At 59.1% G+C, this 13,107-nt stretch carries 14 protein-coding genes; 4 read left to right on the top strand and 10 right to left on the bottom strand.

What is annotated here, in order from left to right; genetic code table 11:
- Nucleotides 1–4: 4 nt before the first annotated feature.
- From ACA048_RS16950 to ACA048_RS16930, 5 genes are read right to left on the bottom strand one after another with little or no spacing between them, the layout of a single operon-like run.
- Nucleotides 5–649 (bottom strand): tetratricopeptide repeat protein, encoded by a 645-nt coding sequence (locus ACA048_RS16950; protein ID WP_497625456.1) that lies wholly within the window; start codon nt 647–649, stop codon nt 5–7.
- Entirely contained in the window at nt 646–1,455 is an 810-nt protein-coding gene (locus tag ACA048_RS16945; protein WP_497625455.1) for an SDR family oxidoreductase, read from the bottom strand. The genes ACA048_RS16950 and ACA048_RS16945 overlap by 4 nt, the downstream gene beginning before the upstream one ends.
- The gene (locus ACA048_RS16940) at nt 1,442–2,116 is read right to left on the bottom strand and encodes an iron-containing redox enzyme family protein (RefSeq protein ID WP_497625454.1); all 675 of its coding nucleotides are present in this window, start codon (nt 2,114–2,116) and stop codon (nt 1,442–1,444) included. Before ACA048_RS16940 ends, ACA048_RS16945 begins: the two co-directional genes overlap by 14 nt.
- A complete protein-coding gene (locus ACA048_RS16935) occupies nt 2,113–3,594 on the bottom strand; it encodes an AMP-binding protein (protein WP_497625453.1) in 1,482 nt (493 codons plus the stop codon). The genes ACA048_RS16940 and ACA048_RS16935 overlap by 4 nt, the downstream gene beginning before the upstream one ends.
- A complete protein-coding gene (locus ACA048_RS16930; RefSeq protein ID WP_497625452.1) occupies nt 3,584–4,261 on the bottom strand; it encodes a thermostable hemolysin in 678 nt (225 codons plus the stop codon). The genes ACA048_RS16935 and ACA048_RS16930 overlap by 11 nt, the downstream gene beginning before the upstream one ends.
- A gap of 394 nt (nt 4,262–4,655) precedes the next feature.
- Here ACA048_RS16930 and ACA048_RS16925 point away from each other — a divergent pair, with 394 nt between their 5' ends.
- Entirely contained in the window at nt 4,656–5,141 is a 486-nt protein-coding gene (locus tag ACA048_RS16925) for an adenosine-specific kinase (RefSeq protein WP_497625451.1), read from the top strand.
- A 175-nt stretch (nt 5,142–5,316) separates the two neighbouring features.
- Here the strand turns inward: ACA048_RS16925 and ACA048_RS16920 are convergent, their stop codons facing one another.
- On the bottom strand, nt 5,317–6,219 hold the full coding sequence (locus ACA048_RS16920; protein WP_497625450.1) for a universal stress protein: 903 nt from the start codon (nt 6,217–6,219) through the stop codon (nt 5,317–5,319).
- A gap of 357 nt (nt 6,220–6,576) precedes the next feature.
- Nucleotides 6,577–7,272, bottom strand: coding sequence for a winged helix-turn-helix transcriptional regulator (locus ACA048_RS16915; protein ID WP_497625449.1), 696 nt, complete (start codon nt 7,270–7,272; stop codon nt 6,577–6,579).
- Between the two features lie 104 nt (nt 7,273–7,376).
- Here ACA048_RS16915 and ACA048_RS16910 point away from each other — a divergent pair, with 104 nt between their 5' ends.
- Complete coding sequence (locus ACA048_RS16910; RefSeq protein WP_497625448.1) at nt 7,377–8,318, top strand: carbon-nitrogen hydrolase family protein; 942 nt, start codon at nt 7,377–7,379, stop codon at nt 8,316–8,318.
- 70 nt (nt 8,319–8,388) lie between these two features.
- Nucleotides 8,389–8,823 carry a GFA family protein gene (locus ACA048_RS16905; protein ID WP_497625447.1) on the top strand — a complete coding sequence of 145 codons (435 nt, stop codon included), beginning with the start codon at nt 8,389–8,391 and terminating at the stop codon, nt 8,821–8,823.
- A gap of 73 nt (nt 8,824–8,896) precedes the next feature.
- Here the strand turns inward: ACA048_RS16905 and ACA048_RS16900 are convergent, their stop codons facing one another.
- The 3 genes from ACA048_RS16900 to ACA048_RS16890 form a co-directional block, all read right to left on the bottom strand.
- Nucleotides 8,897–10,018, bottom strand: a complete 1,122-nt coding sequence (locus tag ACA048_RS16900; RefSeq protein ID WP_497629884.1) for a DmpA family aminopeptidase — start codon at nt 10,016–10,018, stop codon at nt 8,897–8,899.
- Nucleotides 10,019–10,099: 81 nt separating this feature from the next.
- Complete coding sequence (locus ACA048_RS16895; protein ID WP_497625446.1) at nt 10,100–11,209, bottom strand: polyamine ABC transporter substrate-binding protein; 1,110 nt, start codon at nt 11,207–11,209, stop codon at nt 10,100–10,102.
- Nucleotides 11,210–11,326: 117 nt separating this feature from the next.
- Complete coding sequence (locus ACA048_RS16890; RefSeq protein ID WP_497625445.1) at nt 11,327–12,142, bottom strand: carbon-nitrogen hydrolase family protein; 816 nt, start codon at nt 12,140–12,142, stop codon at nt 11,327–11,329.
- Between the two features lie 132 nt (nt 12,143–12,274).
- Here ACA048_RS16890 and ACA048_RS16885 point away from each other — a divergent pair, with 132 nt between their 5' ends.
- A complete protein-coding gene (locus ACA048_RS16885; protein WP_497625444.1) occupies nt 12,275–13,060 on the top strand; it encodes a LuxR C-terminal-related transcriptional regulator in 786 nt (261 codons plus the stop codon).
- The last annotated feature ends 47 nt before the right edge of the window (nt 13,061–13,107 follow it).

Genomic DNA, 13,107 nt, shown 5'->3' with positions numbered 1-13,107 from the left:
CCTGTCAATCGAGTTTCTTGTTCACGTCCACCAGCAACGCTTCGATCTCTTTGCGCCGCCCCGCGTCGGCGGATTCCCGACCTGGCCTTGGGGGGGCTTGCAGGGCTTTTTGCAGCGCGCTTCTGGCTTCGCTGTAACGCTTTTGACGGTAGAGGTGATCGCCCCAGAAGTACAGACTATCGATGCCGTCCGGGTTGAGTTGCAAGGCCTGTTTGAGAAGTTGTTCGGCCTTGTCCGAGTCGCCGAAACCGATGGGCCAGCCCGGTACGCGGTCATAGAGCGCGCCCAGACTCGTGTAGGCCGAGCCTTGCAGGGCTTTCGGGTCCAGGGACAGGGCTTTCTCCAGATCGGTTTTAGCTGCCTTGACCTTGCTCAGCGCACCGAGGCCACCCTGCGCACCGGCCCAACTGCTGGTGACGATACCGGACCAGATCCAGGCTTCTGCCACCGACGGGCGTTCCTGGGTGAACGCGGAAGCCTGGGCCGCTAGTTTTTCAAACGCCGCGGTGCGTTGTGCTTCGGGAATTTCGTATTGAATGTGCGCCCAGCTTTGCTGGATGCCCTTGAGGCGTTGCTGGTCGGCGGGGTCCAGCGCCCAGGCGCTTAGGCTGAAGACTCCCAGTAGCAGGCAAGCGATGGTTTTTTTCATGGTTTTAAATGCTCATTGTCGGGCTTTTCGCTCAGGCGACGGATCAGCGGCAATTGCTTGCGCAAGCCTCGGTCCACCAGATTGGGCAGCAGGCTGTTCAGACGAACGAAAAAACGCTCCGGCCAGCCCAGGTACACGTCGCGGTGATCACCCGCTATCGCATGAATCACCGCGGCCGCGACCGTTTGCGGATCATCGACGTTTGCCTTCAGTGCATCGTTCAAGGCCTGCGCCGCCGGGCTGTTCATGCGGGTGCGGGTGGCGCGCGGGGCGACATAGAGCACGCTGACACGGGTGTCCGCCAGTTCCCGGCGCAGGGCCTCGGAAAACCCGCGCAAGGCAAACTTGGTGGCGCAATAGCTGGCGTAACCGGGGTAGCCGATGGAACCGTAGGTTGAGCCGACGTTTACCACCATCGCGCGCTCGGCTAGTTTGAGCAGCGGCAGCAGTCGTTTGGTCAAGCAGATCGGCGCGCTGATGTTCACCGCCAGCATGGCGTCGATGTCACTGTCCTCCAGCTGTTCGAGCATGGCGAATTGGTTGACCCCGGCGGCATTGATCAGCAGGTTGATTCCACCAATGATTTCGGCAGCGCTCAGCACCCGACGCCTGTCGGCGAGATTGGTCAGGTCCGCACCGATCCAGCAAAGTTGTTGCGGATAGCGCGCCAACAACGACGCCAACGGTTCCCTTTGCCGAGACACCGCCAGCACCCGGGCACCACTGGCGCACAGGGCGGTTGCGATCGCCAGGCCGATGCCACCGCTGGCCCCGGTGAGTACCACACGAGCTTCAGACAGGCGCATGCAAGTTCTCCCCGTCGCGCGGCAAGCCACGGAACATGTCGGTGTAGAGCGTGTACACCACTTTGGAGGCGTGTATCACGGCCGCCTGGTCATCCGGATCATCGAGTGCATTCATCAATCGGCGATAGGTCTGCATGTGTTCGATGTCCAGAGAGCCATGCGAGCTGAGGTAGCTGAAGGCACTTTCCGGCAAGTCCAGCCGCTCTCGAATGCTGCCGGCCGCGTGGGTGGCCAGGGCGATGCTGGTGCCTTCCAGCACGTTGACCATCCCGAACAGGCCGACCGGGTTGTTTCGCGCAATCAGGTCGTAGAGAAAGCTGACCATCAATTCGATCGGCATGCACGGACGATCGTTGCGCACCGTGTCTCTGTCGCCGCCGCAGGCTTCGATGTCATCGAGTACCCATTGTTCGTGGCCGTATTCATCCTCGATGTACTCGCAAACTGCTTTGCGTAGCCATTCCAGGCGCGTCGGCAGACGCGCACCGCAGGCCATCATCAAGGGCACGGTGTGGCGCACGTGGTAATAGGCTTGCGCCAGAAAAGCCCGATAGCTTTCCAGGCTGACCTTGCCCTCAAGGGCATCGAGAATGATCGGCAGATTGAACAACGTATGGCGTTCTTGTTGCGTGGCTTCTTGCAGCCTGTCGAAAAAGCTCATGATGCGGATTCCTCGGGAAGTGCAGATTCAGACAGTTGCGCCCGGTAACGCTCGACGATGGCGTCACGGCGCAGTCGGCCATTGGCGGTGAGCAGGCCATTGGCGGGGGTGAAGGGTTGATCCAGTCGGGTCCAGTGATGGACCTGGGCGTAATCGGGCAAGGCCTCGTTGGCTTCGGCGACGGCGGCGGCCAGTTCTTCGTCGGTGCACGCCGGGCGATGGGGCCAGAGCAGTGCATGGTTGCGTGGCATGGCTTCGCCGTAGACGAAGGCTTGGGCGATGTGGCGGCGTTGGGTCAATTCGGCCTCGACCCACTCCGGGTTCACGTTGCGCCCGAAACTGGTGACGAATTGATGCTTCTTGCGCCCTTTGAGGTAGAGAAAACCGTCGGGGTCGAACTCGCCGAGATCGCCGGTCGGCCACCATTCATTTGCGGGCGGTGCCTCGCCCAGATAGCCAAGCAAGGTCGAGCCCTTGATCAGCACTTCGCCGTCCTCTGCCAGACAAACCTCTACGTGGGGCAGGGGCCTGCCAACACTGCCGGGACGGTGCGCTCCGGGCCAATTGAGGCACACCACCGAGGCGCACTCTGACAGTCCGTAGCCTTCGTAAACTGGCAGGCCGATACGTCGCGCGCGGTCCAGCAATTCCTCGGAAACCCGCGCGCCACCCACTGCGGCAAAACGCAACGTGCCGGGGTTGAAGGCGTTCTGTTCGGCGGCGCTGGCCAACATCAGTAACAGCTGCGGCACCAGGATCAGGCTCTCGGGGGTACGGGTGGCCAGGCAACCAAGCAGCCGTGGCACATCAACGCTGCTGGCACCCTGAATGCCCAGGGTTTTCTGGCTGGGCACGCTCAAGGTTGCCCCGGCATACAAGGCGGCATAGCAACCGAGGTTTTCCAGCAGGATCGCCAAAGGCAACAGCGCCAGGTGATGCTGCGGGTTAGTGGGTTTGCTGGCCTGATCCAGTTCGCGTGCGACAGTTAAAATGCTCTGCGCACTCAGACACACGCCTTTGGGCGTACCCGTTGTGCCGGAGGTGAAGGTCAGTTTGGCGGTCCCTTTGGGCATTCGATTCGGGTCAACGAAGGTCCGGCACCAGAACTCACCGGTTTTCTCGTACCCGGCCAATTGCAGTTCAGCGTCCAGTTGCGGCTCGGCAATCACAAGTTCTGCGTGGCTCTGTTCCAGGCAATGGAGGCGTTGAGCCGGGCTGAAAAATGGAGGCAACGTCAGGCAGGTCAGGCCTTCAAACAGCGCAGCCAGGTCCCAGAGTATTGCTTCCACGCCATTGTCCAGCGCCAGAGCAAGCACCTTGATGTGTTCATTGCGCAGACGCTGCTGGCAACTCAGCACTTCGGCGTACAGCGTGGCGTAGTCCACTTTCAGTTGATCGCCCCACAACGCAGTGGCGCCGGGCGTACGTTCAGCATGGCTGCGCAATGTCTGTTTGAACCGTTCGGTTTCAGGCGACATGGCTGGACACCTCGTTGGACGTCGGCAACCCCAGGCGATCGAACATCCCGCTGTTGTGCAGATGGTTGAAGCCGGCGCGGATGTTGCCAACGTGCACCCAAGGTTTGCTTTCGTAATAGCTGCCCCAGTGGTGGCGTTCATCACCCAGCCGCTCGGGATCGGCAGCACAGAGCGTCACGGGGTTCAAACCCAGGCGATGAAAGCTGTTGACCAGGCCGACGTTGCCGGTAAACGCCACCCATTCCAGGCCGCCCATGGCCAGCAGGTAAGTGATGGCGATGATGCTCATTCGCGCGCTGCCGGTGTCACTGGCGGCCAGGTTGCCGACTTCGACGATGCCTGCGCGGTCCACGGGGCAGCCGGCAGCAGCGCTGATCAACGGGTCGATTGAATCGTCCAGATAACGCTCCAGAAACAATTGGCCGAGACTCGCCATGCGAATGCCAGCCACCGCGCAGAGCTCGCCTGACGCGTTGCTCATGCCGAACAGCTCGGGCATGAAATGACGGATGTCGGCACCGTGGGCCTTGCGGAAACGTTGCTGGATAAAGTCCTCAAACAGGCGACGCAGGGGCTCGTCCGGCAGGGCTCGGTCCAAACTCATCTGTTCGGTTTCGGATTGGCCGAAACGCAGGGGAAGCGCAATGTTCCATTCAAAATCGGGCATTGGAAGACGCCTCCACGGGTCAGTTCGGGAGGAGTATCAAAGGCATTACTTAAGAGAATCTGAAGGTGGCGAAAATGGGGGAGGGGAATTGTCTTCAGAGGCCTTGAGACTTGGCGGGGTGGGGTGTGGCCATACCCATCAGATAAAACACCAAACCCTTTGGGAGCGGGCCGGCTCCGGGCGGCGTTCTGACGAAGGCGATGTGTCAGCCAACATCCATGTTGAATGCGCTACCGCTTTCGTCGGAACGCCTGAACGATTTAGCCAATCTGTTGCATCGACTGGTTGAATCCACAGCCAAAAGCAGTCAATGGCCGGAGCAATAACAAATGAGTAGCTATGCTTGGTCTGTTGCCAGTCTCTGGTAGCAGCATCGTGAAAGGAGGTGTTTGAGATGCAACTCATCACGTTGAAAATCGATAAGCCGGATGTAACGAACTTCATTTTGGGTCAGACGCACTTCATCAAGTCCGTCGAGGACATCCACGAGGCGTTGGTAAATGCCGTGCCAGGTATCCAGTTTGGCGTGGCCTTTTGTGAAGCCTCTGGCAAATGTCTGGTGCGATGGTCTGGCACCGATACCTCTATGATTGAACTTGCACAGAAAAATGCGAAAGCCATCGCCGCAGGCCATAGCTTCATCATTTTCCTGGGCGACGGTTTCTATCCGCTGAACGTGTTAAACACCATCAAAATGGTGCCAGAGGTCTGCCGTATTTTTTGTGCAACAGCCAATCCAACTGAAGTGATACTCGCTGAGACGGAACAAGGTCGAGCAATCCTCGGCGTAGTGGATGGCTTCTGTGCCAATGACATTGAAGGCGACGAAGACATCCTGTGGCGCAAGAACTTGCTGCGGCAGATTGGCTACAAGCTGTGAATTGCAGATGGTCGCGGATGGCTGGAGTCGGGGAGGAGCGACCGGCGGACAAGTTGCTGGCCTGTCGGGGCGGCAACCGATGGCGATACCTACCGGGTATCTCAACACGCGCGCTCAATAAATCCTGCCCCCGTCGCTGAGGCGCTCTTTGGGAGTCATCTAATAGCGAATCCATTCACTGATCCGCAGATCCCGTAACGGCGAAAATGTTGCAGGGCACTTGATACAGAACATGCTCCGTCGTACTGCCCACCCATTTGCCCAGTCCCTTGCGATGTGCATTTCCCATGACGATCACATCGGCTCGGTGATGCGCTGCAAAGTCGGCCAGCGCTTTGCCTGGCGGCCCCTCAACGAAGTGTTGTCGCTCAGCGGGCACGCCGTAGTGGGCGGCCAATGCGATAAATGACTTTTTCAGTGACTTGCGCACTTCACTGCTGAAGCCCGGCATCGTCACTGTACCAGCGCCTGCGTCGGAAATATGTGTCTGCGAAAGATCGTAGGCATGCAGCAGATGCAGCTCCGCGTTGCATTGCATCGACAATCCGTTCGCTGCCTGGATGATGCGGTCGTTTATGCCAGTGATCTGAGCCTCGGGATGTGACGGATCGACTGCCGCCACTACCACCCGCGGAAGTGGACACCTGACTTCGCTGACCAAATGCACAGGCACCGGGCATTCGCGTAACAGGTGCCAATCCAGAGGCGTAATAAAAACGCGCTTGAGCGCTGACTCGTGTTGCACGTCCTTGATCAAAAGATCCGGCTGCATTTCTGCCACGTGCCGAAGTATTTCTTGCAGCGCGGTTCGCGTAACAAGCACTTCGGTACTCACCATGACCCCGCGCCCGCGGATTAGATCGGCTTCATCCTTCAGCCACCTTTCGTTCTCTTGCTGACAGGCCTCACGAAAACGCGCACCGGCGCTCATCAAACCCATAAGGTTGGAGTCTTCGATAAATACCGTGATGTGCAGCGCTGCGCCAGTGGCTTCGGCAATGGTTGCAGCTCGCTCCAACGCCGGGGTGTGACGCATGGCTGGACCGACTATCAGAAAGAGTCGTTGATATTGGCTCATGTAACACCTCCAAACTTTCCGGGATATCTAGATCCCCCCAGCACCTTTGCCTGTCAGACCACCGACGATTTACTATCGCCTCAACTATCTGGATCAACACTATCAATATACGCCGGGATTCCATCAATTCCCCACTTGGCCGGGGCGACTTTGTTCAACAGAATCGGTCGAATGGGACCGTTGGGTATGGCTTTGCGATGCCAAGGTGAGGATAGGGATTCGAACCCCTTCTCGTGTCTCTCAGGACCGCTCCAGACCAGCTGTCCCGTCCGTCCTATTTTTTTGCCGGAAAATCGGATCTGTTCTGGCTGCAATCGGCTGTGGATTCAACCGGTCGAACGGTTACGTTCTCGATGGCTATTGCAAAGGCTGGATTGCAGCGCGCCGGGTACCGGCAAACGCACTCGTGCCAAGCCAGCGCCACAAGTTTTCTGCATCCTGCACTGCGCCGTCTACTCGCAGCTCTCGCGACTGAAGAACCTCCCTTGGTGTGCGGTCGCCAGCCCACACCTCGGTCAACGCGCGTACGCTAGAGTCCACGATGAGTGTGAGTTCGCGTCCGGGGTCGTCGCGGCACAGATCTGCCACACCCTGTTCGACCACGAGCCACCACTCTTGCTCGCCGGAACGAGCGTCGCGGAACCTGAAGTGGATGACCACCGGCCGGGACGGGAACATCTCGATGCGGACAAATCGGCGCACGTCCCACATCAGCAGGCCCGCGTCGAGTTCGTTATCGCGAAGGCGACTGCCTATCCAGCGTGCGCCCCAATGCCCTAGCGCCATTATGATGGGGCGCAATTCCTCGCCTGCCTCGGTCAGGCTGTACTCCCAGACTTTGCCTGCGGCCGTGCGATGTACGACACCGATTTCTTCCAAGTGGCGCAGCCGCTGTGCCAGCAAGCTGGTGGACATTCGTGGTACGCCGCGGTGCAGTTCATTGAAGCGCTTACTGCCGCACAACAGCTCGCGCACCACCAAAGGCGTCCAGCGCTCGCACAGTGCTTCAGCACCACGCGCGACCGTGCAGAACTGACCGTAGCTTTCATCCATCGCCTGTACTCCGCAACTACAACGCTTCAGATTCTGAACTAGCCCCGCGACTTCGCCACGCGCACGCTGAAGCCTTCGATCGCCCACCGCCACAGGAGAACGCCATGACCACGATAGCCATCATTCAGCGCCCGCCAGTGCTGCTCGATCGCAGCGCGACGATAACCCGAGCCGTGCAATCGGTCGCTGAGGCTGCGGCGGAGGGAGCCTCGTTGATTGTTTTACCCGAATCGTACATTCCAGGTTATCCGTCGTGGATCTGGCGGCTGGCGGCGGGAAAAGACGGGGCTTTAATGGGCCAGCTGCACACGCGGCTACTGGCCAACGCCGTTGATATCGCGAACGGTGACCTGAGCGAATTGTGCGAGGCCGCCAGCGCGCACGCCGTGACAATCGTATGCGGTATCAATGAATGCGAGCGGCGCAACGGAGGCGGCACGCTCTACAACAGCGTAGTCGTTATCGGTACGAGCGGCGAAGTGCTCAACCAGCACCGCAAGCTGATGCCAACGAATCCCGAGCGTATGGTGCATGGTTTCGGTGATGCGTCCGGGTTGCGTACGGTCGATACCCCCGTCGGTCGTATTGGTGCGCTTATCTGCTGGGAAAACTACATGCCATTGGCGCGCTATTCGCTGTATGCCCAGGGGGTGGAAATCTACGTCGCCCCCACGTACGACACTGGCGAGGGCTGGATCTGCACGATGCGTCACATTGCACTCGAAGGCCGATGCTGGGTGCTCGGCAGTGGCACCTCGCTGCGCGGCAGCGACATTCCCGATGACTTTCCGGCTCGTGCGCAACTGTTTCCCGATCCGGACGAATGGATCAACGACGGCGACTCGGTGGTGGTCAATCCTCAAGGCCGCATCGTGGCCGGTCCATTACACCGAGAGGCAGGCATTTTGTATGCGGACATCGATGTCTCACTGGTGGCGCCAGCGAGGAGGGCGCTCGACGTCACCGGGCACTATGCGCGCCCTGACATTTTCGAACTGCATGTTCGACGCACGCCGGCGACAGCGGTGCGTTACATCGACGGGTGAATCCACGCAGCGCTCAGACGATCCATCCCAATTCCGGCGGTATGCGTAACCCTGATCAAGGAGTTATTCCATGAGCATTCAAAGATCTTACAAAGGCAGTTGTTTTTGCGGCGCAGTCGAGTTCACCGTCAGCGGTGAGCCGGCCGCAATGGGCTATTGCCATTGCGAGTCGTGTCGGCATTGGTCAGCAGGGCCGGTCAATGCCTTCACGCTGTGGAAACCCGAGGCGGTGCAAATAACTCGGGGGGCTGAGAACATTGGCACCTACAACAAGACATCGCAGAGTTATCGCAAATGGTGCAAGCATTGTGGCGGGCACCTCTTCACCGAGCACCCTGGGATGGGGCTCATCGACGTGTATGCGGCTGTCATCCCGGGTCTGGAGTTTTCGCCTGGCGTTCATGTCCACTATAAGGAGACCCTGCTGCGCATCAAAGATGGATTGCCCAAACTGAAGGATGTCCCCAGCGAATTAGGGGGGTCGGGCGTCAGCATGGACGAATAGCGCTAGTACGCTTTCACTGATCGAGGTGGCATGACCGCGAAACCAGCACACCACCTCAACTCCGCTGGATCAGTTAGCTATTCGCCGCTCCCGGCCAGCCGGCCTGATGCAAGGCTTTGAGCAGCGTCTCGCAATTCAGGCCCGGCACGGCATGGCCGTTGCCTTCGGCGGTGTCGGCGGCCAGCAAGGCATTGATGATGGCTTCTTCCACCGCTTCGGTGGCGGCCAGGAACAACTCGCTGATGTGGTCGTTGTTGACCATGCTCAGGTTGTCGGTAGTCGGCGCGCGCTTACTTTCGTAAGCGGCCGGCGGTACCTGATTACCGGTGGCGAAGGCGATGAAGATGTCACCGCTGTGGTCTTCATTACCACCACCCGTGCGGGCGAGGCCGAGGCTTGCACGTTGCGCCAGGCGCGTACATTGATGCGGCAGCAACGGCGCATCGGTGGCCAGGCAAACGACGATCGAACCCATGCCCGGGTGCGGCAGCGAAGCCTTGAGGAACGGCGAGTCGGCCTGTTCCGTGTAGCGTCCGACCGGGTAGCCATCGACGCGCAGTTCGTTACGAATGCCGTGGTTGGCCTGGACAATGGCGCCAACGGTCCAGCCGCCCTGAGCACTGCTCAGACGCCGTGATGCGGTGCCGATGCCGCCCTTGAATTCATGACAGATCATGCCGCTACCGCCCCCAACGGAGCCTTCCGTTACCGGCCCGCTCTTGGCCGAACGCAGGGCCTCGGCCACATGTTCAATCTTCACATGGAAGCCGTTGATGTCGTTGAGCAAGCCGTCGAAGGTCTCCAGCACCACCGGCATGTTCCAGTAGAGTCGCCCGTCATCCGGCTGTTGTTCACGGTCCAGCACAACCAGCGCATCGCGCACCACGCCCAGGCTGTGGGTGTTGGTGAAGGCGACAGGACTGGTCAACAGACCCGCCTCGCGAATCCATTCCAGGCCGGTGGCGTCACCGTTGCCGTTCAGCACATGGACGCCGGCAAAGCACGGTTGCAGACTGGTGGAACAGGCTCGCGGTTCGATAACAGTGACACCGGTCAAGATGTCGCGGCCGTTGGCGGTGCGTCCTCGCACATTGCTGTGGCCGACCCGTACGCCGGGCACATCGGTGATGGCATTGAGGGGGCCGGGTTGCAGTTGGCCGAACTGAATGTTCAGGTCACGGGCACGTGGTTTCATCGTCATTTTCATGATTTCTCTTTTGTTTGATTTGTTTCATGACGGGGCTTGGCCAGTCATCAGCAGAACCGCGTCTGTCAATCAAGCGCCGGTCTTGACCGTGTTCCACGCGCGGGTGCGCACGCGCTCCATCTTCAGCGGGAGTGGTTCAAGCGGAAATAGCGTGTCCAACACTTGTTTGGACGGATACACACCAGGGTTGTCGCGGATTTTCTGCTCGACGAGCGCGGTGGCATCCTTGTTGGCGTTCGGATAGCTCAGGTAGTTGGATGACTGAGCGATGACTTCGGGGCGCAGCATGTAGTTGATGAAGGCTAACCCTTGCTCCGGGTTCGGCGCATCGTTGAGCTGCACCAGACTCTCCACCCACACCGGGGCACCTTCGCGAGGAATGCTGTAGACGAGGTTGCGATGGTTGCCAGCCAGCTCAGAGGCCTTTTGCGCATCGGCGACACCACCCGCCCAGCCCAGCACGACGCAGATGTTGCCATTGGCTAGATCAGAGATGAACTTGGAAGAATCGAAGTAGACGATATGGGGGCGCAGTTTCAGCAGCAGTTCCTGGGCTTTTTTGTAATCCTCCGGGTTCTGGCTGTTGTAAGGCAGTCCAAGGTAGTGCAACGCGATGGGAATGACCTCGCTGGGGGCGTCCAGCATGGCCACACCGCATTGGCTCAGTTTGGCCAGGTTTTCTTCCTTGAAAATCAGGTCCCAGGAATTGACTGGCGCATCCGGGCCGAGTATCGATTTAACCTTGTCCGCGTCATAGCCGATGCCAGTGGTACCCCACAGATAAGGGGCCGCATAGCGGTTTCCGGGATCGTTGCTCTGCAACTTGGCGAGGATGTCAGGGTCGAGGTGGGACCAGTTGGGCAATTTGGTGCGATCCAGCTTCTTGAGCACACCCGCTTTGATCAGGTTTGGTAGCAGGTCGGCACTGGCGACCACTACGTCATAGCCGCTGCGGCCGGCCATCAGTTTGCTTTGCATGACGTCGCTGTTGTCGAACACATCGTACACAGCGCTGATGCCCGCTTCTTTCTGGAAGTCTTTCATCGTGTTCGGGGCAATGTAGTCATACCAGTTGTAGACGTGCACGCTGGATTTGGCAGGCTCGTCGGCCTTGGCGCAGGCCAGGCCGAAACTGAAAAGCGTGACCAGGACGAATGGCATGTAGCGAGTCGATTTCATCGGGATGCTCCAGAGCATTAGCGCCGGGTCCAAGGACACGAGCACTGCTCCTGCTAGTGTGTGAATTATTGTTGTGGCAGGGTCAAAATCGAATCATGTCGGAACAATCGCTGTGGTTCAGGGGATCAGTAGTTCACGGCGACCATCACTGTGCTCAATTTGCTCACCGATCAGGAGCAGGCGGCGGTCACTGAGGTAGTCGTAGTCGAGGCGGGCGGTGCGCAGCAGGTCGAGATCCAGCTCTACCACCTGACGGCACTCTTCGCGCCCCGCTTCGAATAGCGTGCGTCCGAAGGGATCGATTACTGCACTCCCACCGGCAAAAACGAGGCCTTCATCGCCGTCGCCGACTCGATTCACCATCACCGCGAATGCCTGGTTTTCCTGAGCGCGAGCCATGATCGCGGTACGGTGGACAGGGCCGTAGGGATCCATGTTGCCGTTAGTGACCAGGATCAGCTCGGCACCGAGTTGGCCGAGGGCCCGAGCACTTTCCGGCAACTCAATGTCGTAGCAAATCAGGATGCCGACACGGACTCCCTTCCAGAGCGCAGTGGCATAACGGTCTCCCTGCTGAAACAGGCCGCGTTCCGACGGCCAAAGGTGAGTCTTGCGATAGTGCAAGGCGATCCCTTGTGGCGTTATCAGCAGGGAGGTGTTGTAGAAAATGCCGCGGTCGTTCTCAGCCATGCCAACCACCACCGCGACGTTGCGTTCGCGTACAGCGCGCTGCACGGCCTGCACACTCGGCCCGTTCAGGGGCTCGGCGACATCGGCGAGCTGTTGCGCGCTGGCGAATCCCATCAATTGGGTCTCTGGAAAAATCAGCAGATCGGTATCCACTGCGCAGGTAGCGATGGCCTGCAAGGTACGCTCCAGGTTATAAGCGGTATCGCCATCGCGACCGGTAAGTTGTACGAGTTCAATCTTCATTGGTGATCCTTTCACGTGTTGTGGGCTCGCAATCTCCAAACTAAACAGCACCCGCCCGGGCTGGATGAAGTATGGAGAGCCATAAAACGGAAAGTAATCACATCGATGGGGTAACCCCGTATGGGTAGAGTCGTGAGCATTACATTGCAGGACATCGCCTGGCACCAGGCGATTGGCAGGCTGATTGAGGGCCTTGACCGGCCTGGTTTCTGGCTGGCCCTGGTGCGTCTGCTGGATAGATACATACCGGTGGACAGTTGGGTCGTTCTGGTTTTCAGCAATGGCCGTCCACAGGTGCTTGCAGAATGTCCAGGTAAAGAGGGCGGGCCGGACCCGCTCTTTCAGGATTACCTCAAAGGCCTGTATCTGCTCGATCCCTTTTACCTGGCCAATCGGGAAGCACCGCAGAACGGTTTGTTTTGGCTAGCCGACGTGGCGCCGGAGTGCTTCGAGCAGACCGACTACTACCAACGCTACTTCCGCCTCAATATCGTTGCCGACGAAGTACATATCAACGTCCAACTCGACGCGGAACGCACCCTCAGCCTGTCACTGGGAAGCGAGGCCCACTTCAGTCCAGAGCAGATCGCTCTGCTCACACTCATCCAGCCTTGGGTCGCAGCCCTGATGCGTCAGCGCATGGCATTCGAGCGGGAGGTGCTGGAGCAGAGCGCGTTGCCGACGCCAAGTTGGCAGAGCTGGCTGGACTCTACTGACAAGCAGCTGGATACGCCGCTCTCCGCCCGCGAACTTGAGGTCGGCCGGCTAATGCTCAGCGGCTGCTCGAACAAGGAGATCGCGCGCAAGCTGGCGATTTCCGCCGAGACTGTGAAGGTCCACCGCAAGCACATGTACAGCAAACTGGGGATTAAATCTCAGTCCGAGCTGTTCTCTCTGTTTCTGAACGCGCAGAGCTGAAGTTGTAGTTTCATGATGGCGTCAGCTCCCAAGACAATCGGCTTCGT

This window comes from Pseudomonas sp. LBUM1659, assembly GCF_059716045.1.
Note: the sequence above shows the minus strand (reverse complement) of the source record. Positions and strands in the feature narration are given on the sequence as shown.

What these genes read in the sequence shown, in the direction of transcription:
- ACA048_RS16950 (WP_497625456.1), bottom strand. Translation starts at nt 649, where the DNA reads ATGAAAAAAACCATCGCTTGCCTGCTACTGGGAGTCTTCAGCCTAAGC.
- ACA048_RS16945 (WP_497625455.1), bottom strand. Translation starts at nt 1,455, where the DNA reads ATGCGCCTGTCTGAAGCTCGTGTGGTACTCACCGGGGCCAGCGGTGGC.
- ACA048_RS16940 (WP_497625454.1), bottom strand. Translation starts at nt 2,116, where the DNA reads ATGAGCTTTTTCGACAGGCTGCAAGAAGCCACGCAACAAGAACGCCAT.
- ACA048_RS16935 (WP_497625453.1), bottom strand. Translation starts at nt 3,594, where the DNA reads ATGTCGCCTGAAACCGAACGGTTCAAACAGACATTGCGCAGCCATGCT.
- ACA048_RS16930 (WP_497625452.1), bottom strand. Translation starts at nt 4,261, where the DNA reads ATGCCCGATTTTGAATGGAACATTGCGCTTCCCCTGCGTTTCGGCCAA.
- ACA048_RS16925 (WP_497625451.1), top strand. Translation starts at nt 4,656, where the DNA reads ATGCAACTCATCACGTTGAAAATCGATAAGCCGGATGTAACGAACTTC.
- ACA048_RS16920 (WP_497625450.1), bottom strand. Translation starts at nt 6,219, where the DNA reads ATGAGCCAATATCAACGACTCTTTCTGATAGTCGGTCCAGCCATGCGT.
- ACA048_RS16915 (WP_497625449.1), bottom strand. Translation starts at nt 7,272, where the DNA reads ATGGATGAAAGCTACGGTCAGTTCTGCACGGTCGCGCGTGGTGCTGAA.
- ACA048_RS16910 (WP_497625448.1), top strand. Translation starts at nt 7,377, where the DNA reads ATGACCACGATAGCCATCATTCAGCGCCCGCCAGTGCTGCTCGATCGC.
- ACA048_RS16905 (WP_497625447.1), top strand. Translation starts at nt 8,389, where the DNA reads ATGAGCATTCAAAGATCTTACAAAGGCAGTTGTTTTTGCGGCGCAGTC.
- ACA048_RS16900 (WP_497629884.1), bottom strand. Translation starts at nt 10,018, where the DNA reads ATGAAACCACGTGCCCGTGACCTGAACATTCAGTTCGGCCAACTGCAA.
- ACA048_RS16895 (WP_497625446.1), bottom strand. Translation starts at nt 11,209, where the DNA reads ATGAAATCGACTCGCTACATGCCATTCGTCCTGGTCACGCTTTTCAGT.
- ACA048_RS16890 (WP_497625445.1), bottom strand. Translation starts at nt 12,142, where the DNA reads ATGAAGATTGAACTCGTACAACTTACCGGTCGCGATGGCGATACCGCT.